31 protein-coding genes and 3 tRNA genes are annotated in these 25,746 nt (G+C 63.8%); 15 read left to right on the forward strand and 19 right to left on the reverse strand.

The annotated features are described in order from the left end of the window. Positions 1-21: 21 nt before the first annotated feature. From mmsB to O6P39_RS16170, 3 genes are all read left to right on the forward strand, one after another. Positions 22-897: a 3-hydroxyisobutyrate dehydrogenase gene (mmsB, locus tag O6P39_RS16160; protein WP_275607519.1), complete on the forward strand. Its 876-nt coding sequence runs from the start codon at positions 22-24 to the stop codon at positions 895-897. A 201-nt stretch (positions 898-1,098) separates the two neighbouring features. After that, on the forward strand, positions 1,099-2,019 hold the full coding sequence (locus O6P39_RS16165) for a bestrophin family ion channel (protein WP_275607520.1): 921 nt from the start codon (positions 1,099-1,101) through the stop codon (positions 2,017-2,019). A gap of 22 nt (positions 2,020-2,041) precedes the next feature. After that, positions 2,042-2,608, forward strand: coding sequence for a flavin reductase family protein (locus O6P39_RS16170; RefSeq protein ID WP_275607521.1), 567 nt, complete (start codon positions 2,042-2,044; stop codon positions 2,606-2,608). A gap of 187 nt (positions 2,609-2,795) precedes the next feature. Here O6P39_RS16170 and O6P39_RS16175 read toward each other — a convergent pair whose 3' ends face one another. After that, the gene (locus O6P39_RS16175) at positions 2,796-3,176 is read right to left on the reverse strand and encodes a hypothetical protein (protein WP_275607522.1); all 381 of its coding nucleotides are present in this window, start codon (positions 3,174-3,176) and stop codon (positions 2,796-2,798) included. Positions 3,177-3,392: 216 nt separating this feature from the next. Between O6P39_RS16175 and O6P39_RS16180 the strand changes: the two genes are divergently transcribed. Both O6P39_RS16180 and O6P39_RS16185 read left to right on the forward strand, forming a co-directional pair. Beyond that, positions 3,393-3,698 carry a transcriptional regulator gene (locus O6P39_RS16180; RefSeq protein WP_275607523.1) on the forward strand — a complete coding sequence of 102 codons (306 nt, stop codon included), beginning with the start codon at positions 3,393-3,395 and terminating at the stop codon, positions 3,696-3,698. Between the two features lie 93 nt (positions 3,699-3,791). After that, positions 3,792-3,977 (forward strand): hypothetical protein, encoded by a 186-nt coding sequence (locus tag O6P39_RS16185; RefSeq protein ID WP_275607524.1) that lies wholly within the window; start codon positions 3,792-3,794, stop codon positions 3,975-3,977. A 2-nt stretch (positions 3,978-3,979) separates the two neighbouring features. On the opposite strand, the gene O6P39_RS16190 is transcribed toward O6P39_RS16185, so the two are convergent. Beyond that, the gene (locus O6P39_RS16190) at positions 3,980-4,342 is read right to left on the reverse strand and encodes a hypothetical protein (RefSeq protein ID WP_275607525.1); all 363 of its coding nucleotides are present in this window, start codon (positions 4,340-4,342) and stop codon (positions 3,980-3,982) included. 287 nt (positions 4,343-4,629) lie between these two features. Between O6P39_RS16190 and O6P39_RS16195 the strand changes: the two genes are divergently transcribed. Then, a complete protein-coding gene (locus O6P39_RS16195) occupies positions 4,630-5,343 on the forward strand; it encodes an endonuclease I family protein (protein WP_275607526.1) in 714 nt (237 codons plus the stop codon). Between the two features lie 87 nt (positions 5,344-5,430). Next, positions 5,431-5,937 carry a DUF1993 domain-containing protein gene (locus O6P39_RS16200; protein WP_275607527.1) on the forward strand — a complete coding sequence of 169 codons (507 nt, stop codon included), beginning with the start codon at positions 5,431-5,433 and terminating at the stop codon, positions 5,935-5,937. Positions 5,938-5,967: 30 nt separating this feature from the next. On the opposite strand, the gene O6P39_RS16205 is transcribed toward O6P39_RS16200, so the two are convergent. Further along, positions 5,968-6,441 carry an Lrp/AsnC family transcriptional regulator gene (locus O6P39_RS16205; RefSeq protein ID WP_207883204.1) on the reverse strand — a complete coding sequence of 158 codons (474 nt, stop codon included), beginning with the start codon at positions 6,439-6,441 and terminating at the stop codon, positions 5,968-5,970. A gap of 133 nt (positions 6,442-6,574) precedes the next feature. Between O6P39_RS16205 and O6P39_RS16210 the strand changes: the two genes are divergently transcribed. Together O6P39_RS16210 and O6P39_RS16215 are read left to right on the forward strand one after the other, a co-directional pair. Further along, positions 6,575-6,910, forward strand: coding sequence for a hypothetical protein (locus O6P39_RS16210; protein ID WP_275607528.1), 336 nt, complete (start codon positions 6,575-6,577; stop codon positions 6,908-6,910). A gap of 107 nt (positions 6,911-7,017) precedes the next feature. Continuing rightward, entirely contained in the window at positions 7,018-8,016 is a 999-nt protein-coding gene (locus O6P39_RS16215) for a bile acid:sodium symporter family protein (protein ID WP_275607529.1), read from the forward strand. Between the two features lie 71 nt (positions 8,017-8,087). Here O6P39_RS16215 and gorA read toward each other — a convergent pair whose 3' ends face one another. Beyond that, complete coding sequence (gene gorA / locus O6P39_RS16220; RefSeq protein WP_275607530.1) at positions 8,088-9,446, reverse strand: glutathione-disulfide reductase; 1,359 nt, start codon at positions 9,444-9,446, stop codon at positions 8,088-8,090. Positions 9,447-9,528: 82 nt separating this feature from the next. On the opposite strand from gorA, the gene O6P39_RS16225 reads away from it, so the two are divergent. Next, a complete protein-coding gene (locus tag O6P39_RS16225) occupies positions 9,529-9,960 on the forward strand; it encodes a VOC family protein (protein ID WP_275607531.1) in 432 nt (143 codons plus the stop codon). A 78-nt stretch (positions 9,961-10,038) separates the two neighbouring features. On the opposite strand, the gene galU is transcribed toward O6P39_RS16225, so the two are convergent. The 3 genes from galU to O6P39_RS16240 all read right to left on the reverse strand — a co-directional run bounded on the left by galU (position 10,039) and on the right by O6P39_RS16240 (position 11,938). Beyond that, a complete protein-coding gene (galU, locus tag O6P39_RS16230; RefSeq protein WP_275607532.1) occupies positions 10,039-10,878 on the reverse strand; it encodes a UTP--glucose-1-phosphate uridylyltransferase GalU in 840 nt (279 codons plus the stop codon). A gap of 203 nt (positions 10,879-11,081) precedes the next feature. Continuing rightward, the gene (locus O6P39_RS16235) at positions 11,082-11,429 is read right to left on the reverse strand and encodes a S24 family peptidase (RefSeq protein WP_275607533.1); all 348 of its coding nucleotides are present in this window, start codon (positions 11,427-11,429) and stop codon (positions 11,082-11,084) included. 284 nt (positions 11,430-11,713) lie between these two features. Further along, entirely contained in the window at positions 11,714-11,938 is a 225-nt protein-coding gene (locus O6P39_RS16240; protein ID WP_275607534.1) for a hypothetical protein, read from the reverse strand. Here O6P39_RS16240 and O6P39_RS16245 point away from each other — a divergent pair. Beyond that, positions 11,937-12,302, forward strand: coding sequence for a DUF3509 domain-containing protein (locus O6P39_RS16245; protein WP_275607535.1), 366 nt, complete (start codon positions 11,937-11,939; stop codon positions 12,300-12,302). The two genes, O6P39_RS16240 and O6P39_RS16245, sit on opposite strands and share 2 nt — an antisense overlap. A gap of 107 nt (positions 12,303-12,409) precedes the next feature. Here the strand turns inward: O6P39_RS16245 and O6P39_RS16250 are convergent. The 6 genes from O6P39_RS16250 to uvrY all read right to left on the reverse strand — a co-directional run bounded on the left by O6P39_RS16250 (position 12,410) and on the right by uvrY (position 15,975). Then, positions 12,410-12,496, reverse strand: a tRNA-Leu gene (locus O6P39_RS16250). 159 nt (positions 12,497-12,655) lie between these two features. Further along, positions 12,656-12,729, reverse strand: a tRNA-Cys gene (locus tag O6P39_RS16255). Between the two features lie 37 nt (positions 12,730-12,766). Then, positions 12,767-12,842: transfer RNA gene (locus O6P39_RS16260), tRNA-Gly, on the reverse strand. 65 nt (positions 12,843-12,907) lie between these two features. Then, entirely contained in the window at positions 12,908-13,468 is a 561-nt protein-coding gene (pgsA, locus tag O6P39_RS16265) for a CDP-diacylglycerol--glycerol-3-phosphate 3-phosphatidyltransferase (protein WP_275607536.1), read from the reverse strand. A gap of 33 nt (positions 13,469-13,501) precedes the next feature. Beyond that, positions 13,502-15,328, reverse strand: coding sequence for an excinuclease ABC subunit UvrC (uvrC, locus tag O6P39_RS16270; protein WP_275607537.1), 1,827 nt, complete (start codon positions 15,326-15,328; stop codon positions 13,502-13,504). A gap of 2 nt (positions 15,329-15,330) precedes the next feature. Then, positions 15,331-15,975: a UvrY/SirA/GacA family response regulator transcription factor gene (gene uvrY, locus O6P39_RS16275; protein ID WP_152222817.1), complete on the reverse strand. Its 645-nt coding sequence runs from the start codon at positions 15,973-15,975 to the stop codon at positions 15,331-15,333. 326 nt (positions 15,976-16,301) lie between these two features. Between uvrY and O6P39_RS16280 the strand changes: the two genes are divergently transcribed. Next, positions 16,302-16,511, forward strand: coding sequence for a LysR substrate-binding domain-containing protein (locus tag O6P39_RS16280; RefSeq protein ID WP_275607538.1), 210 nt, complete (start codon positions 16,302-16,304; stop codon positions 16,509-16,511). A 16-nt stretch (positions 16,512-16,527) separates the two neighbouring features. Here O6P39_RS16280 and O6P39_RS16285 read toward each other — a convergent pair whose 3' ends face one another. Then, entirely contained in the window at positions 16,528-17,124 is a 597-nt protein-coding gene (locus tag O6P39_RS16285) for a TetR/AcrR family transcriptional regulator (RefSeq protein WP_275607539.1), read from the reverse strand. A gap of 229 nt (positions 17,125-17,353) precedes the next feature. Between O6P39_RS16285 and O6P39_RS16290 the strand changes: the two genes are divergently transcribed. Then, complete coding sequence (locus tag O6P39_RS16290) at positions 17,354-19,114, forward strand: FAD-dependent oxidoreductase (RefSeq protein ID WP_275607540.1); 1,761 nt, start codon at positions 17,354-17,356, stop codon at positions 19,112-19,114. A 55-nt stretch (positions 19,115-19,169) separates the two neighbouring features. Then, positions 19,170-19,907 carry a glucose 1-dehydrogenase gene (locus tag O6P39_RS16295; RefSeq protein ID WP_275607541.1) on the forward strand — a complete coding sequence of 246 codons (738 nt, stop codon included), beginning with the start codon at positions 19,170-19,172 and terminating at the stop codon, positions 19,905-19,907. Between the two features lie 174 nt (positions 19,908-20,081). On the opposite strand, the gene O6P39_RS16300 is transcribed toward O6P39_RS16295, so the two are convergent. The 4 genes from O6P39_RS16300 to O6P39_RS16315 all read right to left on the reverse strand — a co-directional run bounded on the left by O6P39_RS16300 (position 20,082) and on the right by O6P39_RS16315 (position 23,627). Beyond that, positions 20,082-20,879 (reverse strand): SDR family oxidoreductase, encoded by a 798-nt coding sequence (locus O6P39_RS16300; protein ID WP_275607542.1) that lies wholly within the window; start codon positions 20,877-20,879, stop codon positions 20,082-20,084. Between the two features lie 9 nt (positions 20,880-20,888). After that, positions 20,889-21,416 (reverse strand): VOC family protein, encoded by a 528-nt coding sequence (locus O6P39_RS16305; protein ID WP_275607543.1) that lies wholly within the window; start codon positions 21,414-21,416, stop codon positions 20,889-20,891. Positions 21,417-21,653: 237 nt separating this feature from the next. Further along, positions 21,654-22,481, reverse strand: a complete 828-nt coding sequence (gene phnX, locus O6P39_RS16310; protein WP_275607544.1) for a phosphonoacetaldehyde hydrolase — start codon at positions 22,479-22,481, stop codon at positions 21,654-21,656. Between the two features lie 30 nt (positions 22,482-22,511). Continuing rightward, complete coding sequence (locus O6P39_RS16315; RefSeq protein ID WP_275607545.1) at positions 22,512-23,627, reverse strand: 2-aminoethylphosphonate--pyruvate transaminase; 1,116 nt, start codon at positions 23,625-23,627, stop codon at positions 22,512-22,514. Positions 23,628-23,775: 148 nt separating this feature from the next. On the opposite strand from O6P39_RS16315, the gene O6P39_RS16320 reads away from it, so the two are divergent. Further along, entirely contained in the window at positions 23,776-24,636 is an 861-nt protein-coding gene (locus O6P39_RS16320) for a LysR substrate-binding domain-containing protein (protein ID WP_275607546.1), read from the forward strand. A gap of 137 nt (positions 24,637-24,773) precedes the next feature. On the opposite strand, the gene O6P39_RS16325 is transcribed toward O6P39_RS16320, so the two are convergent. Then, positions 24,774-25,649 (reverse strand): LysR substrate-binding domain-containing protein, encoded by an 876-nt coding sequence (locus O6P39_RS16325; RefSeq protein WP_275607547.1) that lies wholly within the window; start codon positions 25,647-25,649, stop codon positions 24,774-24,776. Positions 25,650-25,746: the final 97 nt, after the last annotated feature.

The following is a 25,746-nucleotide window of genomic DNA, read 5'->3' on the forward strand; positions in this document are numbered from 1 at the left end:
TCAGAACAAGAGGACAACCCCATGCGCATCGGCTTCATCGGACTCGGCAACATGGGCGGCCCCATGGCCGCCAACCTGCTCAAGGCCGGCTTCGACCTGAGCGTCTTCGACCTCTCCGCCAAGGCCGTGGAAGCGGCCGTCGCCCTCGGCGCCCGCGCGCTTGCCTCGCCCGCCGAAGTGGCCCGCGACGACGTCGAGGTGATCATCACCATGCTGCCCGCCGCTGCCCACGTGAAGCAGGTCTTCCTCGGCGACGACGGCCTGCTGGCCAACGTGCAGCCCGGCGTGCTGCTGATCGACTCGTCGACCATCGACCCGCTGAACGCCCGCGAGGTCTCCGCCGCCGCCCAGGCTCACGGCAACCCGATGCTGGATGCGCCGGTCTCCGGCGGCACCGCCGGTGCCACAGCGGGCACCCTGACCTTCATGGTTGGCGGCGAGCCGGCCGACTTCGAACGCGCGCGCCCGGTGCTGGCGGCCATGGGCAAGAACATCGTGCACTGCGGCGGCGCCGGCAACGGCCAGGTGGCCAAGGTGGCGAACAACCTGCTGCTGGGTATTTCCATGATCGGCGTGGCGGAAGCCATGTCCCTGGGCGTGAAGCTGGGGATGAACGCGGAAGTGCTGGCCGGCATCATCAACACCTCAAGCGGCCGCTGCTGGAGCTCGGAGGTGAACAACCCGCTCACCGGCGCCCCGGCGGCGCGCGGCTACAGTGGCGGCTTCGGCACCGACCTGATGCTCAAGGACCTGGGGCTGGCCAGCGAGGCCGCACGCCAGGTGCGCCAACCGGTACTGCTCGGCGCACTGGCCCAGCAGCTGTTCCAGACCTTCAGCAACCAGGGCAACGGCCAGTTGGACTTCTCGGCGATCGTGAAGCTTTACCAGCAAGGCTGAACCTTACCGTAGGGCGTACAACCGTTCGCGGTTGTACGCCGATTCACCGCGTCCATCGTCCGCTCCAAGGTCAACCCTGGAGAGCCCGGAGGCCAAGGTCAAACGGCGTATAACGCGGAGCGTTATACGCCCTACGCTCGAGCCCTCCTGACCGCTCGTCTCAGCTATCATGCCCGCTCCACCGCTTCCGGACGCCGCCGCATGATCCTCCGCCCGCAAACCCCGACACTCTGGGTCCTGCTGTTCTCGCTGAAGGGCTCGATCATCCCGGCCATCTGGCGCAAGGTGCTCTACACGGTGCTGCTCAGTTCGCTGGTGGTGGCCACCCACGGCACGCTCTACCACTACAAGGTGGTCATCACCTCTACGCCCTTTACCCTCTGGGGCCTGACGCTGGCCATCTTCCTGGGCTTTCGCAACAACGTGGCCTACCAGCGCTTCTGGGAGGCACGCACCCTGTGGGGCGAGCTGCTGATCGTGACGCGTAACCTGGCCCGCCAGACCCGCTCGCTGTTGCCGGACCTAGACCCGGAAGCCCGCCGCAGCCTGTGCAACCCGCTGATCGCCTTTGCCTATGTGCTACGCGACCAACTGCGCGGCAACCCGCAGAGCGAGGACGTGCGCCGCCTGCTCGGCACCGAAGAAGCGACCGCGCTGGACACCACCGCCTCCCCGACCAACGCCTTGCTGGCCAGCCTCGGCCAGCGCTTTGCCGAGCGCGCCCGGCAGGCCGGTGCCGGCGACATCACCCTGGCCGCCATCGACCAGCAGATGACCCGGCTCTCCTACGTACTCGGCGGCTGCGAGCGCATCCGCAACACCCCGATTCCCTACCCCTACATCCTGATGCTGCACCGCATCGTGCACGTCTACTGCTTCCTGCTGCCATTCTGCCTGGTCGACAGCATTGGCTGGTTCACCCCACTGGCGGTGTGCGTGCTGGCCTACACCTTCTTCGGGCTGGACGCCCTGGGTGACCAGATCGCCGACCCGTTCGACACCCAACCCAACGACCTGCCGCTGGACGCCATGAGCCGCAACCTGGAAATCGCCGTGCTGGAAATCCTCGGCGAGACGCCCCTGCCCGAACCGCTGAAGCCGGTGGACGGCCTGCTGCTCTGAGCCCAGCCCCGAGGAACACTCAATGAGTCACCTGAAAGACGTGCCGCTGGCCAAGGCCTACCTGCTGCTCAACCACGGCCCGAGCACCCTGGTCACTAGCGAACACAACGGCGTTGCCAATGTAATGGCCGCCGCCTGGGTCATGCCGCTGGACTTCGACCCACCCAAGCTGCTGCTGGTGCTCGACCGCAACACCTGGTCACGTCACCTGGTGGAAAACTCCGGAGCCTTCGTCATCCAGCTGCCCTCGCGCCAGCAGGCGGAACTGACCCTGGCGGTCGGCTCCAGCAATGGCGGCGAGATGAACAAGTTCGAGCAACTGGATATCCGCACCACGCGGGCACGCCACATCGAAGCGCCGATCGTCGAGGGCTGCGTGGCCTATCTGGAATGCAAGGTGATCAGCGAGCCGAACAACCAGGAAAAATACGACCTGTTCATCGCCGAGGTGGTGGCCGCCTACGCGGACGAGCGCGCCTTCTCCAACGGTCGCTGGCACTTCCCCAACGATGAGTTGCGCACCATCCACTACCAGGCCGGCGGCGCCTTCTTCGCCACCGGCGAGGCCTTCCAGGTCACGCGCAATTGACCGTTCGCGGCCATCGCTGGCGACTGCGCCCGGCCAGATGACAGGCATAAAAAAGCCCGCTCGTATGCGGGCTTTTTCATGGGGAGCTAATCCTTTAGCTGAAAGCCATACTCCCCTCACTCTCGTGAAAAAAACGTGAAGGCTTCATCAGTATTTGCAACAAATTTCGTCGCCCGACGAGACGCCGTCAGCTCGAATAATCCAGGGCCGTCCAGGCCCGGCTGAGGCCGCCGCTGATCCGGCAGGCGGACAGGTCCTGCTCATCATCGCCAGGCGTCAAGCGCACCACGGAATCACCTTCCGTCTCGGTCAGCCACTGCAGCCGGCCGCAGTTGGGAGTGTCGATCACATAACTGGCGGCGATGCTGGAGCGCGCCTTCGGCAGGCGGATGGCGTCATGCACCGTGCCGCGCTCTTCGATGCGCTTGCCGTCGGCGATCAGCACCGCCCAGGCCTCGCGCCCCTCGATGATCAGATAGGCGCCATTGGCCCTGGGCACGTCCATCGGCGGTTCCGCGCAGCCAGCCAGTACCGCCAGCATCCCGCACGCCATCAGTTTCCCCAGCATCGCTACACCCTCCTCATTCGTCGACGGGCCCCGGACGCCATTCGGGCGCCTGCGGGCTTCCATGGATTCGGTCAGACAGCGAGGCAATAGTAATCACAAAATACTGTTCATGCATACAGTATTTTGAGAACATTCGCTCAACGACGACAAAGGCGCGACGAACCGACATCACGGAGCGCCGCATTACGAGGGTCGGTCCCTCTCAAGGAGCGAGCGATGGTGAGCATCCATCAGCTGAAGTACACCGTGAATCACATGGCCATCGACGAAGTGCGCGAAGCCGTCGAGGAACTGCTCCTCGAGGGGCTGGTCACCGAAGGCAAGACCCCCTTCAGCCGCACGCACTTCAACGCCTGCTTCGCCGAGATCGAGGCGCTGCTGCAACGCGCCGGCTACCACCGCCCGCTGGACGTGGTCGGCTACCAGGGACAGGCCTATGCAATGTTCGACCCCAGCCGCTGGGACGCCGTGGAGGTGCTGCGCTGGCTCAAGGAATACGTCGAGGAGGCGGCGGCCAGCTGACCGCCGAACTGTGCGCGGGAGCGGAGACTTGCGCAGGCCCGTCCTGCGCACTAACGTCCTTGTACTTCCGCTTTTCGAATCAAGGACGATTCCATGGGCGACTCCTCGAATGCCGACAGCTGGCACTGGGCCTACCGCAAACTGCGCAGCTGGGACGTCGGCCGTATCAGCTCCGCCTTCCTTGCCACACTCTTCCACTGGCGCGGCGATACCGGGCTGTTCTACAGCCACGGCGGCCTGCGCAAATCCCGCCTGACCCGCGACGACCAGCGCGACTGACGTCAGGGCCGCGTCACCGGGTACACCGCGCCATTGGGGTATTCGATGCTTTGCCGGATACCCCCTCCGGACTGATTGATGATCACCGTGCTCGAACGCGACTCACCATAGCCGCGCGGCACCTGCACGCCGCCGTATCCGTCATTGCGTTGCCACCTCGACGAGCTGTCCACACTGCCGCTGGCCCCCGGACTGACATAAATGCGCTGGATCACCGGCGGCGATTGCTGCCACTGCGACGGGGACGAGGATTGCCGCTGGTATTGGGGCTGGGGCTCTACGTGACCGGAGAACCTCTGCTGCGCCAGCACCGGTGTCGCCAGAGCGCAGCAGGCAATGAGCGCCAGGCTTCCGAGACTCTTCATGGGATGCTCCGGGATATCTGGAAAGGCTTCAGGATACCAATCCATCCCAGGGTTGTGCAGGCCAGATCCCGAATAGCGACAAACCATATAAATCATTAAATTTCATATAGTTATAGAAAAAACATAATCCTAAATATAAAGAAAATCCACTGATCGCCACCCCCGCTACGGCAAAACCCTATTCCAACCTGCTCCAGCAGGCTCCAGGCAGCCTTGCCATTCGATTGCCACGATTGGCAATTCTTTCTTAATCAGTAAGATGCAGCGACTTTCGTAAGGAATACCTCATGTTCCGACGCTGCCTGTCCCTGCTGCTGATTCTCGCCATTCCCGCCGTTGCCTCCGCCGCCGCACCGCGCACCTTCGAGGAAGCCAAGAAGGTCGGCCGCAAGCTCTATGCCCGGCAGTCGGTGGAGTTCTATTGCGGCTGCCGCTACAGCGGCAACACGGTGGACCTCAAGAGTTGCGGCTACACCCCGCGCAAGAACGCCAAGCGCGCCTCGCGCATCGAGTGGGAGCACATCGTCCCGGCCTGGGTGATCGGCCACCAGCGCCAGTGCTGGCAGAGCGGCGGACGCAGCAACTGTTCGCGGCACGACCGCGTCTACCAGAAGGCGGAGGCCGACCTGTTCAACCTGGTACCGAGCATCGGCGAGGTCAACGGCGACCGAAGCAACTTCAGCTATAGCTGGCTGCCGAAGCAGCCCCCGCAGTACGGCGCCTGCCCGATGGTCATCGACTTCAAGGCAAAGAAGGCCATGCCCCGCCCGCAGATCCGCGGGATGATCGCCCGCACTTACTTCTACATGAGCGACCGCTATGGCCTGAAGTTGTCCAAGCAGGACCGCCAGCTGTTCACCGCCTGGAGCAAGCAGTACCCGGTGGAAACCTGGGAGCGTCAGCGCAACCAGATGGTCGGCTGCGTGATGGGCTGGGGCAATCCCTATGTCGGCGAGGTAGATTCCAGCCGCTGTCCATCACCCCGTGTCGCCGGGCGTTGAAGCCAGGCGACAGCACGCCGGCCCGGCAGTAGACTCCGACAGCCGTCCCCGCGACGAGCGCCCTTTTCCCTGTCTGGAGTACGCAGCATGTCCTTCTCGATCTACCAGGCCTCCGTTCCCGTCTTCATCCGCATGCTCGGCAACCTCTCGGCGATCCTCGCCAAGGCCCAAGCCCATGCCGAAGCCAAGTCCATCGACCCATCCGTCCTGATCAACGCCCGCCTCGCCCCGGACATGTTCCCGCTGGCGCGCCAGGTACAGATCGCCAGTGACTCCGCCAAGGGCGCCGGCGCGCGCCTGGCCGGCGTCGAGGTGCCGAGCTTCGCCGACGATGAAACCACCTTTGCCGAGCTGCAGGCGCGGATCAGCAAGACCGTCGATTTCCTCAAGACCCTGAAGCCCGAGCAGTTCGAAGGCGCGGAGAACCGCACCATCGAGCTGAAGCTGCGTACCCGCGAAATCAGCTTCACGGGCGCCGACTTCCTGCTCGGCTTCGTCAACCCGAACTTCTATTTCCATATCACCACCGCCTACGACATCCTGCGCCACAACGGCGTGGAAGTCGGCAAGATGGATTACCTCGGCGGCGTGTGAGCGCCCGGGCGCCGGCCACACCGGCGCCCTTCAGCCGCGCGGCAACGGCAGGCTGGTGGTGGATTTGATCTCGGACAGGGCGACGATGGAGTTGATCTCCTGCACGCCCGGTACCTGGGACAGCCGCTCGAAGAAGAAGCGCTCATACGCATCCACATCCTCCGTGACGATGCGCAGCATGAAGTCCACCGCCCCCATCAGCACATGGCACTCGAGCACCTCGGGGAACTCACCGATGGCCTGGGCGAAATCCGTCAGGTGGTTGCGCCCATGGGCATTGAGCTTCACCTGGGCGAATATCTGGGTGTTCAGGCCGATCTTCTTGCGATCCAGCAGGGTCACCTGCTTGCGGATCACGCCCTCGTCCTTCAAGCGCTGAATCCGACGCCAGCACGGCGACTGCGACAGACCGATGCGTTCGGCGATCTCGGCGGTGGAGAGCGTCGCCTCCTCCTGCAACAGGGCGAGGATCTTCTTGTCTTGGGCATCCAGAGAAACCGGCATTAATCATTCTCGAAGTTAGTCCATAGAGAATCATTAATGCACAAATTCATCCAGCCATGCAGGAAACAGGCAAATAAATCCTCCCGGCAGCCCGCACAATCTCCTTAACTCCCCTCCCGAACGGCCGGCTGCCATGACCCTTCTCGCGCTCACCCTCCCCGACTTCTCCCTGGATCAACAGGATCGCCCGGTTCCGGCCGAAACCGCTGCCGACGTTCGCTACCTGATTCGCGCCGAGATCGACGCCGATATCCTCTGCCGGCTGCTGAACCAGTTCGCCTTGCAGGGCCATGTACCGATGGAGGTCGAGGCCTCGCGGCGGGAGGACTGGCTGGACATCGCCTTGCGGGTGAACACCTTGCCCCGGTACCGCGCCGAAGTGATCGCCCAGCGCATGCGCGGGATGGTCAGCGTCTGCTCGGTCGATCTGCATGTCGATGAGCCAAGGACTGTCCGTTCAGCGACATAATCTGGCTCTCTGGCGTTAGCCGGCAAATTCCGTCGTGACTAGAGTGCAAGCTACCGCCCGCTTCCGCCGGGCGCGGTCACTTACACAACAACACGAGAGATGTGCCCATGGCTCGCCCACGCCTGCTTCCCGACAACTTCACCCTGGCGCTGATCGCCACCGTGACAGTCGCCAGCCTGCTGCCCTGCGAAGGCACGGCGGCGGTGATCTTCGGCTGGATCACCAACCTGGGCATCGCGCTGCTGTTCTTCCTCCACGGCGCCAAGCTGTCGCGCCAGGCGATCATCGCCGGTGCCACCCACTGGCGCCTGCACCTGCTGATATTCGCCTGCACCTTCATTCTCTTCCCGATCCTCGGTGTTGCACTCAAGCCGGTGCTGTCGCCGCTGGTCACTCCGGAGCTGTACCTGGGCATGCTCTACCTGTGCGCCCTACCCGCCACCGTGCAATCGGCGATCGCCTTCACCTCGCTGGCGCGCGGCAACATTCCGGCGGCGATCTGCAGCGCTTCCGCCTCCAGCCTGCTGGGCGTTTTCGTCACTCCGCTGCTGGTGCAGTTGCTGCTTGGCACCCAGGGCGAGACCGGCATGTCGACCCTCGACGCCATCGGCAAGATCACCCTGCAACTGCTGGTGCCCTTCATGGCCGGCCAGCTGCTGCGCCCCTGGATCGGCGCCTGGGTCGACCGCCACAAGCCGGTGCTGCGCTACGTCGACCAGGGATCGATCCTGCTGGTGGTCTACACCGCCTTCAGCGCCGCGGTGATCCAGGGGCTCTGGCACCAGATCCCGCTGCCCGCCCTGGCCGGCCTGACGGTTGCCTGCTGCGTGCTGCTGGCCCTGGTGCTCATCGCCACCAACCTGCTCGGTCGCTACCTCGGTTTCTCCGTGGAAGACCGAATCACCATCGTCTTCTGCGGCTCGAAGAAGAGCCTGGCGACCGGCGTGCCCATGGCCTCGGTGCTGTTCGCCAGCAGCAGCGTGGGCGTGATCCTGCTGCCGCTGATGCTGTTCCACCAGATCCAGCTGATGGTCTGCGCGGTGCTCGCCCAGCGCTACTCCCAGCGCCAGGAGGCCACCCATGCGCCGCTGGAGCGCGCCAACTGAGGGGCGTCTCAGACCCACAAAAAAGCCGGTGCAATGCACCGGCTTTTTCGTTTCCGCCGTGACGATCTGGGTCAGGCGCCGACCGGCGTACGCAGGGTAACGAACTCTTCCGCGGCAGTCGGGTGGATGCCGATGGTTTCGTCGAATATCCGCTTGGTCGCCCCGGCCTTCAGCGCAATGGCGATCCCCTGGAGGATTTCCCCGGCATCCGGACCGACCATATGGCAGCCCAGCACCTTGTCGCTCTCAGCATCGACGATCAGCTTCATCAGGGTCCGTTCCTGGCACTCGGTCAGGGTCAGCTTCATCGGACGGAAGCGGCTCTCGAAGAGCTTGACCTTGTGGCCGGCAGCGCGCGCTTCATCCTCGGTCAGCCCGACGGTGCCGATGGTGGGCAGGCTGAACACGGCCGTCGGGATCAGCTTGTAGTCCACCGGGCGGTACTCCTCCGGGCGGAACAGGTGCCGCGCCACCGCCATGCCTTCGGCCAGTGCGACCGGAGTCAGCTGCACCTTGCCGATCACATCGCCGATGGCGTGGATGGACGGCTCGCTGGTGCGATACGCCTCGTCCACCTTGATGAAGCCACGCTCATCCAGCTCGACCGCAACGTTCTCCAGCCCCAGGTTGTCCAGCATCGGACGGCGGCCGGTGGCGTAGAACACGCAATCCGCCTCCAGCACACGGCCATCCTTGAGGGTGGCCAGCAGCGTGCCGTCGGCCTGCTTGTCGATGCGGGCGATATCGGCATTGAACTGCAGGTCGACGCCCTTCTTGCTCAGCTCGTCGCGCAGGTGTTCGCGCACGCTGCGGTCGAAGCCGCGCAGGAACAGCTCACGGCGGTACAGCAAGGTGGTCTGGGCACCCAGGCCATGGAAGATCGAAGCGAACTCCACCGAGATATAACCGCCCCCCACTACCAGCACGCGACGCGGCAGTTGCTCGAGGAAGAACGCCTCGTTGGAGGTGATGGCGTGCTCCTTGCCGGGGATATCCGGTAGCTGCGGCCAGCCGCCGGTTGCAAGCAGGATGTGCTTGGCCGTGAAGCGCTGGCCGTCGACCTCGACGGAATGTGCGTCGCGCAGTTGCGCATGGCCTTCGAGCAGCGTTACACCGCTGTTGACCAGGAGATTGCGGTAAATGCCATTGAGACGATGGATCTCGCGGTTCTTGTTGGCGATCAGGGTCGGCCAGTCGAATTTCGCGCCCTCGGTTGTCCAGCCGAAACCGGCGGCCTGCTCGAAGTCTTCATGGTAATGAGCGCCATAGACCAGCAGCTTCTTGGGCACGCAGCCGACGTTCACGCAGGTGCCGCCCAGGTAGCGGCTCTCCGCGACGCCGACCCGCGCACCGAAGCCCGCCGCGAAACGCGCGGCGCGCACACCGCCGGAACCGGCGCCGATGACGAACAGGTCAAAATCGAAAGACATCATGCTTCTCCGCGTGGATATGCCAGGCAGCATACCTTATACGCCCTGACCTATCCTGCGAGGAACCGAAGGAGGTATTCCCATGCGACCGAGCCTGACCCACCTCGCCCTGCACGTTCCCGACCTGGACGCCTGCATCGCCTTCTACGAGCGCTTCTGCGGCATGCGCATCATCCATCAGCGCGAGGGCAAGGGCTCGCGGATCGTCTGGATGGCCGAACCGGGCAAGGAACACAGCTTCATCTTCGTCATCATGCCCGGCGGCGAGGCACGCCACCTGGCCAGCGACGACTACAGCCACTTCGGTTTTGCCGTCGACAGCCACGCGGAAGTGGACCGGATCGCCCAGGAAGCACAGGACGCGGGCTGCCTGATCTGGGCGCCACGGGAGGAACCCTATCCGGTGGGCTATTACTGCGGCCTGCGCGACCCGGCCGGCAACTATGTCGAATTCAGCTACGGGCAGCCGCTGGGGCCCGGCTCGGAGGCCATGCCAATCCCGCCCTCGATGTGACGGCTCCAGCCCCAAAGCCAGGGAACGAAAAAGCCACCCGAAGGTGGTTTTTTCGACGAACCGGGAAGGACGCTGGACTTACCAGGCCTTGCCGGTCTTGTAGAGGTTCTCGTAACAGAAGTTGGTCGCCTCGATGTAACCCTCGGCGCTACCGCAGTCGAAACGCTTGCCCTTGAACTTGTACGCCAGCACGCAACCGTCCTGGGCCTGCTTCATCAGGGCGTCGGTGATCTGGATTTCACCGCCCTTGCCCGGCTCGGTCTGTTCGATCAGGTCAAAGATGTCCGGAGTCAGGATGTAGCGGCCAATGATCGCCAGGTTCGACGGCGCCTCTTCCGGCTTCGGCTTCTCGACCATGGTGTTCACGCGGTAGATGTCGTCACGGATCATCTCGCCGGCGATCACGCCGTACTTGTTGGTCTCTTCCGGCGGCACTTCCTGGATCGCCACGATGGAGCAGCGGAACTGGTTGTACAGCTTGACCATCTGCTTGAGGACGCTGTCGCCTTCCAGGTTCAGGCACAGGTCGTCCGCCAGGACGACGGCGAACGGCTCATCGCCGATCAGCGGGCGGCCGGTCAGGATGGCGTGGCCCAGGCCCTTCATTTCGATCTGACGGGTGTAGGAGAAGGTGCACTCGTCGATCAGGCGACGGATGCCGACCAGGTACTTTTCCTTGTCGGTGTTGCGAATCTGGTGCTCCAGCTCATAGCTGATGTCGAAGTGGTCTTCGAGGGAGCGCTTGCCACGGCCGGTCACGATGCCGATTTCGCCGAGGCCGGCTTCCAGGGCCTCTTCCACCGCGTACTGGATCAGCGGCTTGTTCACCACCGGCAGCATTTCCTTGGGCATGGCCTTGGTGGCCGGGAGGAAGCGGGTACCGTAGCCAGCGGCCGGGAACAGACATTTCTTGATCATGGGAGTCCTTCGAGGGGGACAGGGGTGCGAGTTGCGCGCAGTCTAATCAGGCTGCAGCCACCTTACAATGCCCCGGCATGCGGCGAACCGTGCTCTCATGAGCAGTTGCGATCCGTTTCTGAAACCGGTGGCAGCGCATCTGACCATAACCCAGGCGTCGAGTTCTCCACTAATGGCAAAAAGTCAGCATCGCTACCACTCCTTCAGACTGCCACACCCTGCCCCGACAGACGCCGCCGCACCACACCCCAGATCGTCAGCTCATCGCCGTCGCCAACCCTGATGGACGGAAAGCGATCGCTCGCCGGCAACAGAGCGAAAGCACCTTCGATGATCGCCAGTCGCCGAATCAAGGCTTCTCCGTTGAGCTCCGCAACGACGATCTCACCCTCCACCGCCAACTCGGAGCGGTCGACCAACAGCAGGTCGTCGTGGTGAATCCCCGCCTCCGTCATGCCATCGCCATGTGCGCGCACTATGTATGTGTGAGACGGCATCCACTGCGGGTGCGCGAGTGCGGCATTGTGGACGGATTCCGATGACTGATGCATGGCTCACCTCATATACTGTATGCATATACAGATACCAGGTAGACACCCAGCTTTCAAGCCTTTATCGGAACCTCGAACGCCACGGCCACTCCATTGAGAAGGCGCGACGTGATCCGAGGTGGTCTACCCTTAACGAGGGGCGAGGACTATCGATATGAATCCGGGCACGTTCGTGACTCTCATGATTCTGGGGTGGCTGCTGCTGGCTGTGGTGACCCTGTGGGCGATCCTGCGAGTCCCCATGCGGCGGGCCCGGCTGCAGAAGCCCAAGGCAAAACCCGCCACTACAAGAGGGCGGAACCCGCTTCCTCATTGATGCCGGGGATCGTGCAAATTGCCTTGTGATTGCGGCTGCCTCCTGCAAGCTGCACGACGCATTTTCCAATGAAGCCTTGTAAATCCATGATCTGAAAGGCTCTTTTCCAGCCTGAACGCTGGTACGCCCCCTGCAATGGTCCTTGCAAAGAGTACGGAAGGATTTCTCCATTCTTTGCCGAGGACAGCGACATGAAGATCGAACGACTTCCTGCCACACAATATCTCTGCCGCCAGTTTCCGGAGTTCGAGGTGGAGTTCGCCTCACGGCCCGATGGCAACCTGGTCATGACACTCAGTGATAGGGAGGGCGCAATGGTGGCCTGCCGGGTGGTCCAGTTGGACGAACAGCAGGATGCGCATCTGCTCGACAGCCTGGTAAGCCGCATCCGCAGGGATCTGGCAACCGAAGAAGGCCCACTGCAGCCGGAAGACGTGGATCATTTCAAGGAGCCGGTTCAACTGCAGAACTTCCATGAGTCCTCCGAACCGCTACGCAAACGTCGCATCGTGAACGCTGGGCAAAAACTGCGAGCCTTGGCGCATCTGAGTGCGTGAGCCAGTCTGCGGCCCCCTCTTCCGAGTTTCTGCAGCCGCAGGCCGACCGCTCTCATCGACCTGTGATCGACGGTAGCGAACGAATAGCTCAAAGAAGAGAGGGAAGATGGTGCCCGGAGCCGGGGTCGAACCGGCACGCCCTTGCGGACGAGGGATTTTAAGTCCCTTGCGTCTACCGATTTCGCCATCCGGGCGGTAGCGCTATTCAGCGGTGAGAGGCTCTGGCGAGCCGGAAGCGGGCTGGACTGTGCGTTAGCCCCTTCGATAATTGCAACCTGCGGAATCTAATTGCAGGCGCAATTGTCTGCTAAAGAAAAAGCCCTGTAAATCTTGGATTTACAGGGCTTTTCTATTGGAGGCTGAGGTCGGAATCGAACCGGCGTTCACGGATTTGCAATCCGGTGCATAACCACTCTGCTACTCAGCCATGAAACAAACGGCCTGCATCGCAAACCGTCAAAATTTGGAGCGGGAAACGAGACTCGAACTCGCGACCCCGACCTTGGCAAGGTCGTGCTCTACCAACTGAGCTATTCCCGCGTCGTGTTGACGGGCGCCATTCTATCGTTTCGAAAAGCCCTGTCAACTCCTTGATTCAAAAAAACTTATTTCTCTTTCGGGGTGGTATTGAGATGGGGCCAGGCGGCGAGCAGATAGTGCAGCATCGACCAAAGGGTCAACACGGCGGCAACGATCAGCAGCACGTAACCCACCACTACCCAGAAACTTATCATCGGCGAATTGGCCAGCAGGATGATCAGCGCCAGCATCTGGGCCGCGGTCTTCCATTTGCCGAGGTTGGAAACGGCCACATGCGCCCTCGCCCCCAGTTCGGCCATCCATTCGCGCAACGCCGAGACCACGATTTCACGACCGATGATGATCACCGCCGGCAGGGTCAGCCACAGGTTCGCGTGTTCCTCCACCAGCAGCACTAGTGCGGTGGCTACCATCAGCTTGTCCGCCACCGGATCGAGGAATGCCCCGAACGGCGTGCTCTGCCCCAGGCGACGTGCCAGGTAGCCATCCAGCCAGTCGGTGGCCGCCGCCAGGGCGAACACGGCGCTGGCTACCAGATGGCTGGCAGGGAACGAGGAATAGAACAGCAGGATGAAGATCGGGATGAGAACGACGCGAAGCAGGGTGAGCAGGTTCGGAATATTCATCGGGTCAGGAGGTCTGCGAGTTGAGCCGGCATTCTACTCGCTGTGAAGAATCGCATAAATCTGCTCAGCCAGCTTTTTACTGATACCGGGGGACTTGGCAATCTCTTCGATACTGGCCCGCGACAGTTCCTGCAACCCACCGAAATGCTTGAGCAGGTCTCGACGGCGCTTGGGCCCTACGCCTGGCACATCCTCGAGCGTGGAGGTACGCCGCGCTTTTCCTCGGCGAGCACGGTGGCCAGTGATTGCGAAACGGTGCGCTTCGTCACGGATCTGCTGGATCAGGTGCAGCGCCGGGGAATCCGCCGGCAGCGTGAATTCATGTTCGGCGTCGTTCAGGTAAAGGGTTTCCAGCCCCGGCTTGCGCGTCACGCCCTTGGCCACACCGAGCAGCGTCAGGCCAACCACCGCCAGCTCCTGAAGCACCTCCTGCGCCATCGCCAACTGCCCCTTGCCACCGTCGACCAGAAGGATGTCCGGCATCTTGCCCTCGCCTTCCTTCAGGCGACTGAAGCGCCGGGTCAACGCCTGATGCATCGCCGCATAGTCATCGCCCGCGGTGATGCCCTCGATATTGAAGCGGCGGTAGTCCGACTTCAGCGCCCCCTCCGGCCCGAACACCACACAGGAGGCAACGGTCGCCTCGCCACTGGAATGGCTGATGTCGAAGCACTCGAGGCGTTGCGGCGGCTCGGCGAGATCCAGCGCCTCACCCAGTGCATCGAATCGGGCGGCCATGTGCTGTCGATTGGCCAGGCGCGCCGCCAGGGCCTGTTCGGCGTTGGTCACGGCCAGTTGTTGCCAGCGTGCACGGGTGCCGCGCACGCGATGAGTGATTTCCAGCGATTTGCCTCGGGACTCTTCGATGGCCGACACCAGCACCGGAAAATCCTCATGCACGGCGTTGACGATCAGTTCCGTGGGAAGGTCGCGCTCGTGATGGCTGAGGTAGTACTGCCCGAGGAAAGCCAGCATCACGTCGCCCACCTCCTCCTCGATCGCCACCTGCGGGAAGAAGTTCTTGCTGCCCAGCACGCGGCCACCGCGCACGCTGATCAGGTGCACACAGGCGCCGCCCGGTGTGACGATGGCGGCGACCACATCGACGTTGCCGCTGCCACCCTCCATGCTCTGCTGGTCCTGCACGCGACGCAGGATGGCCACCTGGTCGCGCAGCTCGGCGGCCTTCTCGAAGTCCAGGCGCATGGCAGCCTGTTCCATGCTGGTGGTGAGCTCATCCGCCAGCACATTGCTGCGTCCTTCGAGGAACATGATCGAGTGGCGTACGTCTTCGGCGTATTCCTCTTCGCTGACCAGCCCGACGCAGGGCGCCTTGCAGCGCTTGATCTGGTATTGCAGGCAGGGCCGCGTGCGATTGCGGAAGTAGCTGTCCTCGCACTGCCGCACGAAGAAGGCCTTCTGCAGCAGCGCCAGGCTTTCGCGGATAGCGCCCGCGCTGGGGTACGGGCCGAAGTAGCGCCCCTTCTGCTTCTTCGCGCCGCGATGGATGGTCAGCCGGGGATACTTGTCCTCGTTGGAGAGGAACACATAGGGATAGGACTTATCGTCCCGCAGCAGGATGTTGTAGGGCGGCCGCCACTCTTTGATCAGCGTCTGCTCCAGCAGCAGCGCCTCGGTTTCGTTGGCGGTGATGGTGGTTTCGACCTGAGCGATCCGCGCCACAAGCGCAGCAGTCTTCGGCGCAAGGCCGGACTTGCGGAAATAGCTGGAAAGCCGCTTCTTGAGGTCCTTCGCCTTGCCGACATAGAGCAGCTTGGCGTCCGCATCGAACATGCGGTAGACGCCCGGCCGCCCGCTGCAGGTGGCCAGGAATGCCGCCGAATCGAATACTGCGGCCATCGTCAGTTGCTGGTATCGACCATGCCGTGCCGAACGGCCAGCAACGCCAGTTCCACGTCGCTGGTGATCGAGAGCTTCTCGAAGATGCGGTAACGGTAGGTGTTGACGGTCTTGGGTGACAGGCAGAGCTTGTCCGAGATGCTCTGCACCTTGTGGCAGTTGGCGATCATCAGGGCGATCTGGATCTCCCGCTCGGACAGGGTGTCGAAGGGAGACGCGTTCTTCTCGGGCTCGAAGGACTTCAGCGCCAGGCTCTGGGCGATCTGCGGACTGATATAGCGCTGGCCGGCGAATACCTGGCGGATCGCCTGGACCATCTCCTCCAGCGCCGCGCCCTTGGTGAGGTAGCCGGCAGCGCCGGCCTGCATCAACCGCGTCGGGAAGGGGTCTTCCTCGCACACGGTCACCACCACCACACGTACATCGGGCTGGCTGCGCAGCAGCTTGCGGGTTGCCTCCAGCCCGCCGATGCCGGGCATCTTCACATCCATCAGCACCACATCGGGCTTGAGTTCCCTGGCCAGCTGCAACCCCCGCTCGCCAGAGTCCGCCTGACCGACGACCTGCAGGCCGTCGATATCGGCCAGCATGCGGGTAATTCCGGTGCGCACCAGATCGTGGTCATCGACCACCAGCACCTTGATCACGCAGCACCCCTTTGCACATAAATGGAATTGTGAAGACCCAGCGAGAGCTTCGTGGAATTCACGAACCTTAACAGAAAGCACCGTCTCGACCTAGCTTGGTGCAGGCTCGTCAAAATGCAAACGCCAGAGAACCGCCCCAGCGAGCCCGCAAATGCTGACAGACCGGCATCGGAACGTCTAGGACGGGCTTTCCACGCAGAAAGACAGAGGAAGAAAGATGCATCCCAGCTCAGGGCCCGAACCTTCCATTCACGTCTGATCGCCCCGCGCCCAGGCTCACGTCCCGCCTCGGTTTCGACGACGTCGAAACGCTCGCCCTGGCCGCCATGCGTGGCGCGGGGCTGATCCATGTGCCGCGCTGGCTGGTCCGTGAATCCTTGCGTACCGGGGCCCTGGTGCAGGTCCTGGAAACCGCTTCCGTGGTGAACACACCGCTCCACGTCCTATGGCCGCACACCCGTTTCCTGCCCTACAAGCTGCGGGTGACCATCGATGCGCTGCTGGAGGCCATCCCGCCGCTGCTGGCTCCGGACTGAGCGGACGCCCGCTCCGTCAGCGTCGGCCAACCGGCTGGAGAATGGCCATCTGCGTGCGGATCGCCGCCTCATCGGTGGGCACCAGGCAGTACGCGAGCCCGATACGGCTGATCAGCGCAATCAGGTCGTCCAGAGCCACGACAGCCGGGCCGTGGCGCTCGACATAGCGCAGATAGGGCTCTTCCAGCACACCACGCCACATCGGCGCGATGTTCTCGAGGATGTAGCTGAAGACGTCCGAGGTCGAACTCTTCGCCAGATAGCTGTGGTGAAAGCCCCCGTTGTGCCGATCCAGGTAGCGCACGGAGAAGCACACGCACTCCTCCAGATAACGCTCGAAGTCATCCTCGAACGGCTGCACGCTGCGCTGCATTTCCTCGAAGAACGCGCCGTTCTCCGCACTGATGACCGCCTGGATCAACTCCTTCTTGTTGCTGAAATAGCGGTACAGGGTGCGTCGCGAGATGTTCGCCCGCTGCGCCACATCATCGATCGAAAAACTCTCGGCGCCCTCCTCGATCATGACCTCCAGTGCCGCCCGCAGGATCAGCGAGCGGCCATCACTGGCATTTCCCATCCGGCTGGCGTCACCCCAGCGTAGCTGTCGACTCATGTGCACCTTCGTCCGCTCAGGGGCCGCCGTCTTGGTCCGGCCCGGGGTACTTCCGAGCCCCATTCTCGCATGCAATGGCACAAAAAAATAATTTGCGCCGCAGATGTCACAACTTGTAGTTTGTGTGACATTGCTACGCATAGCCCAGTCATTTACCCCAAGGCGACGCACTCGGGCGCCTCCACACAGTGCAAGCCACCGGAAACCTGTTCCAGGGAGAGATGCCGCCATGACCAGCCATCAGCATGATGCGAAGTGGGACCATGAGTACGACGTGGTGGTCGTCGGATCAGGCGCAGGCGCGCTGACGGCGGCATTGCGCGCCCACGACAACGGCCTCTCGGTTCTGGTGATCGAGAAGAGCGACGTCTACGGCGGTACGACCGCCGTCTCCGGTGGCGGCGTCTGGATTCCCTGCAACAGCCAGATCGCCGCCCTCGGCGGCAGCGACTCTTATGAAGAGGCGATCACCTACCTTCGCGACGTGGTCGGCGAGGAGTTCGATCAGCCCCGCATCGACGCCTATCTGGCCAATGGCCCCGAGATGATCGAGTACCTGGCCCGGCAGGCGCAGACGCATTTCCAGGCGGTTCCGCGCTACCCCGACTACTACCCTGACCGCAAGGGCGGCAAGCCGGGCTACCGCACCATGGAGCCCGCGCCCTTCGATGCGGCGCGCCTGGGCGAGTCCTTCGCGCAACTGCGCCCATCATCGCCGGCCACGCTTATCGGCGGGCGTATCGCCATGACCCAGGTGGAAGCGCACACCATCCTCGCCAAGGAGTCTGGCTGGCTGCTGCTCACCGCCCGCCTGGCGCTGCGCTACCTGGGCGACTTCCGCTGGCGTCGACACAGCCGTCGCGACCGCCGCCTGACCCTAGGCAATGCATTGATCGCCAGCCTGCGTGCAGCCCTTGCCCAGCGCGGCATCCCCCTATGGCTGGAAACGTCCATGCAGTCGCTGCGCCAGGAAGGCGACCGGGTGGTAGGCGTGGAGGTGCTTCGGCAAGGCCGTCCCCACGCTCTGCGCGCACGCCGCGGCGTCGTGCTTGCCTGCGGCGGGTTCGAGTCGAACCAGTCCATGCGCGAGCTCTACCTGCCCAAACCTACCCGCGCGGAATGGACCGCCGCGCCGCCGATCAATACCGGCGACGGCATTCGCGCCGGCATGGCGGCCGGAGGATCGGTGGCGTTGATGGAACACACCTGGGGAGCGCCGACGGTGGGCGTGCCCGGCGAGGCGAGCCAACGTGCGCTCTTCGTCGAACGCGCCTTCCCGCGCTGCGTCATGGTCAACCGGCTGGGACAGCGCTTCGTCAATGAAGCCGCGCCCTACACCGACATCATCTACGCCATGTACGCGGACCACCAACGCACCCAGGCCAACGCACCGGCCTGGCTGGTGTTCGACGCCGAGTACCGCAAGCGCTACCCGTGCGGCGTGCTGCTGCCGGGCAGCGTACAGCCGGACGCGAAGATCCCCGATGGCTGGCTGGACAGGGTGATCTATCGCGCCGAGACACTCCCCGCGCTGGCGCAGAAGATCGGCGTGGATGCCGCCGGACTGGCCGCCACCGTCGAGCAGATGAACCAGCTCGCCGCCGACGGCATCGACCCCCAGTTCGGCAAGGGCGGCAACCTGTTCGACCGCTACTACGGCGACTCCAACTGCAAGCCGAACCCCTGCCTCGGCCCCATCGAACGAGCGCCCTTCTATGCCCTGCGCATCGATCCGGGCGAGCTTGGCACCAAGGGCGGCTTGCGGACCGACGCCTTCGCCCGGGTCCTGCGTGCCGACGGATCGGTAGTGGCCGGCTGCTACGCGGTGGGCAATACCTCGGCCGCACTCATGGGCAAGACCTACCCCGGCCCCGGCTCGACCATCGGCCCGGCCATGACCTTCGCCTACATCGCCGCCAACCACCTGGCGCAGGCCGAACCGGCGCAGCCAAGCGATTCGATCCAGAGTGCTGCCGGGCACCCGGCGTGACACGCCCACACACCAGATCCTGGCCAAGCGCCAGTGCAACCCAACGAGGATATCGATGAGCAGTTCAGACCTTGCCGGAAAAGTCGGCGTTGTAACGGGTGGCCGCCAGGGGATAGGCCGGGCCTGCGTCGACGCCCTTGTCGCAGCGGGCGCCACCGTCGTGGTGCTCGATCGTGGAACCGGGGAAGCGGTGCCGGGCGCAGCGCTGACCCTGGCGGTCGACGTGACCGACGCGGACGCCATCGCGGCCGCGTTCGCTCGCATCGATTCGGCCTTCGGCCGCCTGGATTTCGCCGTCAACAACGCCGGCATCGACATCGAGACGGAACCCGCCGTGGAATGGCGCGCCGAGCCGCTTGACCTGACCCTCGACGTGAACCTGAAGGGCGTTTACCACTGCATGAGACAGGAACTCTCCCTCATGCGGCGCCAGGGCGGCGGCTCCATCGTCAATATCGGCTCGGTGGCCGCGATCGTCGGCACGCCCACCCGGGCAGCCTACGCGGCGAGCAAGCACGGCGTCGTCGGGCTCACGCGCAGCGCGGCGCTGGAGTTCGGCAAGGACAACGTCCGCACCAACATCGTCTGTCCGGGCGGCACCCGGACCCAACTGCTGGAAAAGGTCATGACGGACAACCCCATGCTGCGCGAGCACATTGCCGCGACCTGCCCGCTGGGTCGCCTGGCCGAACCTTCGGAGATCGCCGAAGCCGTGCTGTGGCTGGCCTCGCCGAAATCGAGCTACGTCAACGGTGCCGTGCTCCCTGTCGATGGTGGATATACCGCCGGCTGATCCGTCTCCAGGTGCTCTTCACGCGCCTGGAGGTTTGCTGCTGGCTGATACGCAGCCCGCGCGCCCCTCGCTGAATCGACACACTCCCCGCCCACCGACCCTCGTCGACAAGGAAAGGCTCCCCTGGAAACGCCAGCGGCCGGCAATGCCGGCCACTGGTTTCAGGTTGTCGCTTCAGTGCGTCCCGGCAGCCCCCGTGGCAGCGGCATAGACCTCGGCGAGCGACGGGTTGCGCCGCAGCGTCTGGCCACCGCTGACATGGATGACCTGGCCGGTAACGAAGCTGGACTCATCGCTCGCCAGCCAGAGGGCGGCATCGGCGACCTCTGCCGCAACACCGCTGCGCCCCAGCGGAATCTCGCGGTGGTAAAGCGCGGCGATGCCAGGATGCATCAGCCCGCCTCCCGACATCGGCGCATCCGCCACGCCCCCCGGCGCAATGGAATTGGCGCGGATGCCCTGGTGACCGAACTCATGGGCAATGCAGCGGATGACATGGTCGATACCCGCCTTGGTGCCCATGTAGGCGGCATGGTTGTCGAACATGATGCTGGCGGTCACCGACGAAACCTGGATGATCGAGCCACCCTTCGGCATGTGCCGCAACAACGCCTGGAAATACTGGAAAGGCCCGGTGAACTGGACCGCATTCATCGTATCCAGGTCCTCCTGGCTGTGCTCCAGGAAAGGCTTCAGCAGCCCCCAGCCCGTCGCATTGACCCCGATATCGAGCCCGCCCAGGCGCTTCACACTCTGGGCAACCAGCTCCGCCACCTCGCTCTGCGACCTGATATCGCAAGCCAGCCAGGCTACGCCCAGGTTGTCGGCAACGGCCGCCAGCGCATCGGGACGGCGCCCGGCCACCAGCACCCGCGCGCCCTGCTCGACATAACGCCGGGCGATGGCTTCGCCGATATTCCCCGGCGCGACGCCGAGCACCAGTGCCGCCTTATCTTGCAATCGATTCGACATGCCGAACTCTCACGCAGAAACGTCAATGACGTGAATGGGAGTGGCGCCGTCCCAGGCCCTGGCGGCTTCGATGCCCTGCGCGATCATCTCGCGCATGCCAATACCGTGGATGACCTCGTAGAGCACTCCGGGCTCCGCCTCGTTCTCGAAATAGGCAACGCGGGTCGAAGGGTTGCTCGCTTCGAACACTACCCGTAGTCCCGTGGACGTCAGCCGCGCAATCGCCTGGTCAATGTCATCGACCACCCAGGCGATATGGTGCATACCCCGGAGCGCACGGCCCTGATCGTCCCGATAGGGCGATTTCGACGCATTGGTCGCCTGGATCAATTCGATCTGCATCCCGCCCTGATAACCGAGGCCGACATCCATGGTGACAGTCACGGGTTCACCGCGGTATTTCCCCTCCAGGGTCACGTTCCGAAAGACCGTCCATGGCCCCACACCGAAGTGCCGTTGCCAACGCCCGATGCTCTGTTCCAGGTCATCAACGAGATAGCCGATCTGGTCCATGGGACCGAGCCAAGCAGTACTCATGACAATTCCTTGCGAAGGTTCTCAGTGGGAAAAGAATCGCCGGCAGTTCATGGCGATCGCTATGACACAAATAGAAATATTTGCGACACAGAGTTTGGCACATAATTTATATTTTGTGCCAATTCTTACAGAAGCGACTCAAGGCGGAAGAAAGCGGTTTGTCCGAGGGGAAAATGAAATCTGCACACCATGAAAAAGGCCCGCACGGATGCGGGCCTTTTCGTGACTGACCGAAGATCAGCTGCTCTGCGGCATTTCGCCCCGAGCCAGGCGGGCGTTGATGTCAGTGATCACCGCCGGCAGATCGGCGATGGTGTCGATCAGGTAGTGCGGGCGCGAGCCTTCGAATATCTGGCCGATGCGGCGGCGTTCCTGCTCCAGCTTGTCCGCCGGCAGCGCCTTGTACTGCTCATAGGTCAGACCCAGGGCGTTGCCCGAGCAGGTCAGCGCCACGGTCCACATTCCGGCGCTGCGGCCTTCGAGGATGCCCGGCCAGGTGTCGTCGACCTTCACGCAAGCCGCCACATCGTTGATGCCCAGGGCGATCACGTTGGCCAGTGCCTGTGCCGGGTGCGGGCGGCCGTTGGGCACTTCGTCGGTGGCGACCACGTGGTCGGCGACGTAGCCGTTGGTCTTGGCCAGGGCCACCACCTTCTCCATCACCACCGCCGGGTAGCCGGAGCAGGAGCCGACCTTCAGGCCCTGCTTGCGCAGCGCGGCGATGGCGTCCAGCGCGCCGGGGATCAGCGCGGAATGCTCGGCGATCTTCTCGATCTGCAGCGGCATGAAGCGCTCGTAGATGGCGGTGACGTCGTCGTCGGTCGGCGCGCGGCCGAACTTGACCTTGTAGCGCTCGGCGATGGCGGGGATGTCGCACAGGGTGCGGATGTGGTCCCACTTGCCCATGCCCATCGGGCCGCGCGCTTCTTCCAGGCTGACCTGGACGCCGAACTCGGCGAAGGCTTCGACGAAGATCTGGGTCGGGGCGAAGGAGCCGAAGTCGACCACGGTGCCGGCCCAATCGAGGATGACTGCTTGCAGTTGCTTGGGTTGTTCGTAGTTCATGAGATTCAATCCTGTGGCAATCGGCCGGGGTCAGATTTCGAAGACTTCCATCTCTTTCAGGGTCTCGGCGATGGCCGCGACCGCTGCACGCATGCCGCTGCCATCGACCTGGCCGATGCAGCCGACACGGAAGGTTTCCACCTGGGTCAGCTTGCCCGGATAGAGGATGAAGCCCTTCTCGCGCACCCGGTTGTAGAACTCGGTGAAGCTGTAGCGGGGATCACGCGGGGCATGGAAGGTGACAATGATCGGCGCCTGGATCTGCGCCGGCAGGAAGCTGCGGAAGCCCAGCTTGCCCATCTCCGCCAGCAGAGTCTGGCAGTTGTTTGCGTAGCGCTGATGACGGGCCGCGAGACCACCCTCCTCCTCGTACTGGCTCAGCGCTTCGTGCAGCGCGGCCACCACGTGGGTCGGCGGGGTGAAGCGCCACTGGCCGGTCTTGGCCATGTAGGCCTGCTGGTCCTGCAGGTCCATGGACAGCGAATGGCAGTTGCCGGCGCTGGCGTTCAGCGCGGTGGTGCGGGCGAAGACGAAGCCCATGCCCGGCACACCTTCCAGGCACTTGCCGGAGGCGGCGATCAGCGCGTCGAACGGGACGTTGCGGGCGTCAATATCCAGCGCCCCGAAGGAGCTCATGGCGTCGATAATCAGCCGCTTGCCGTGGGACTCGATGACCTTGGCGATGTCCTGCAACGGGTTGAGGATGCCGGTGCTGGTCTCGCAGTGGATCAGTGCGACGTGGGTGACGCTGGGGTCCGCGCTGAGCAGACGATCGACGTCGGCGGCGGTGGTCGGCACATCTTCTTCGGTTTCGAAGGTGCTGAACTCGCGGCCGATCACCTGGCAGATCTTCGCCAGGCGCTTGCCGTAGGCGCCGTTGATCAGCACCAGCACCTTGCCGTCGCGCGGCACCAGGGTGCCAACGGCGGCCTCCACGGAGAAGGTGCCGCTGCCCTGCAGGGGCACGCAGGTGTGAGTCGCCTCACCGTGGATGATCGCCAGCAGGCGCTTGCAGACATCGGCGGTCAGGGCGTTGAAGTCGCTGTCCCAGGAGCCCCAGTCGACCATCATGGCGCGACGGGTGCGGGGGGACGTGGTCAGCGGACCGGGAGTCAGCAGGATGGGGGCTCGCTCGGCAGTGCTCATGCTCGATTCCTCTTTCTTGGGAACGTCGTCAGGGCGTAATTCGGTTGGGCCGAGCGTCATCGCTGCGGCCTGGGCATAACTTGCCGACACCCCTGATATCGTTCAAATTGTTTATCACGATGCACCACATAAGCCGGACATATACCTCATGAACCTCTTCCAGCTCCGCGCCTTCGACGCGGTCGCCCGCGAACGCAGTTTCACCCGCGCCGCAGAACGCCTGTTCATCAGCCAGCCCGCGGTGACCGGGCACGTCAAAGCCCTGGAGGAGCACTACCAGGTCAACCTGTTCCGCCGCACCGCACGAGGCGTGGAGCTGACCGAGGACGGCGTACGCCTGTCGGCCATCAGCCGCACCCTGTTCGCCCTGGAGGAAGAAGCCGAGGCCATGCTCGACGCCAGCCGCGAACTGGTGACCGGACGCATCGAAGTGGCCGCCGACGGCCCACACCTGGTGATGCCGATGCTCGCTCGGCTGCGCGCACGCTACCCCGGCATCACCGTCAACCTGCGCCTGGGCAACGCCCAGGAGACTCTGGCTGCGCTGCTCGACGAGCACGTCGACATTGCCGTCCTCACCGAGGTCGAGGCGCGCACTGGCCTGTATCTGCGGGAGCTGGTGGAGTCGCATATCTGCGCACTGGTGCCGGCAAGCCATCCCTGGAGCACCGGCATGGAAGAGCTGGCCCTGAGCGAGCTGGACCAGCAGATCATGGTGCTGCGCGAACCCGATTCCATCACCCGCCGGACCTTCGATACGGCCTGTGCGGCGCGCTCGGTGCAACCGCGCGTCCTGCTCGAACTGGACAGTCGCGAAGCGGTTACCGAGGCGGTGGCGGCAGAGCTGGGGATCGGAATCGTATCGTCGATGGAGGTGAGCCCGGACCCACGGGTGAAAGCCATCCCCCTGGTCGGTGACGGACTACAGAACCGCCACGCCATCGGCTGCCTGGAACGGCGCCGCGGGTTACGGGTGGTGAGTGCGTTTCTGGAGCTGGCGGAAGGTTGAGGCACGGCTGACCGTACGGCGTATGACGCTCCGCGTTATACGCCGTTTGACCTTGGTCCCCGCGCGCTCCGAGTTCAACCCCGGAGCCGCCAACTACGCACGGTGAGCCGGCGTACAACCGCGAACGGTTGTACGCCCTACGCTGGCAAATCCTCACGCACCAGGTCGAGAAAGGTCGCCACGATCCGCCGGGAGCTCTGCTCGCGCAGGCACACCAGGGTCTCGCTCATGTGTCGCTCGCAATCGATGATGGGCAGGGCGTGCACGCGGTTGTCCGAGCCGAACTCGGCGGCCGACACCACTCCGACGCCGATTCCCGCGACCACTGCCTCGCGCGCCGCCTCGCGTCCCTCCACCTCGATAGCGGCACGAATCCGCAGGCCGGCACTGCGCATCTCCTCTTCCAGGGTCTGGCGCGTGACGGAACCATGCTCGCGCAACACCAGCGGCGCATCGTCCAGATCAGCCAGGCGAATCGACTCGCGCCCCGCCCAGGGATGACTGTTGGCGACGAAAGCGACGATGGGATCGCGGCGCAGGGTGAAGGACACCAGGCGCTCGTCTTCCACGGCCCGCCCCAGCAATGCCAGGTCAGCGCGGTAGGCGAACAGTGCCTGCAGGGACTCGTCGGTGTTGCCGGTTTCTATGCGCACGCGGATGCCGGGATGCCGCTGGCAGAACGACGCCACCTGGGGCAGCAGGTGTACCGCCGCGTCCACCGCCAGCACCAGACTGCCAGTCTGCAGGGCGCGGGACTCCTGTAGCAGCTCCTGCGCCTCGGCCTCGATGACGAACAGCCGCTGGGTCACCGCCAGCAGGCGCTCGCCCAGTTCCGTCAGGCGCACCGAGCGTTTGTTGCGATGGAACAGCAGCACCCCGTAGCGCTCTTCCAGCTTGCGGACCTGGTCGGACACCGCCGGCTGGGTCAGGAACAGACGCTCGGCGGCACGGGTGAAACTGCCGTGCACGGCGACCGCATGGAACGCCTTGAGCTGGGCATGGGACACGGACATCGCGGTGATCCTCGCAGGCGATTCTGACTGTTGCGCTCCACTCCGACAGAAAGCGACTTCCCGGTCACAGGGGAGGTTCGCCACCCTCTCACGCAGA

Origin of the sequence: Pseudomonas sp. PSE14, from assembly GCF_029203285.1 — a bacterium.
Lineage (GTDB): Bacteria > Pseudomonadota > Gammaproteobacteria > Pseudomonadales > Pseudomonadaceae > Pseudomonas.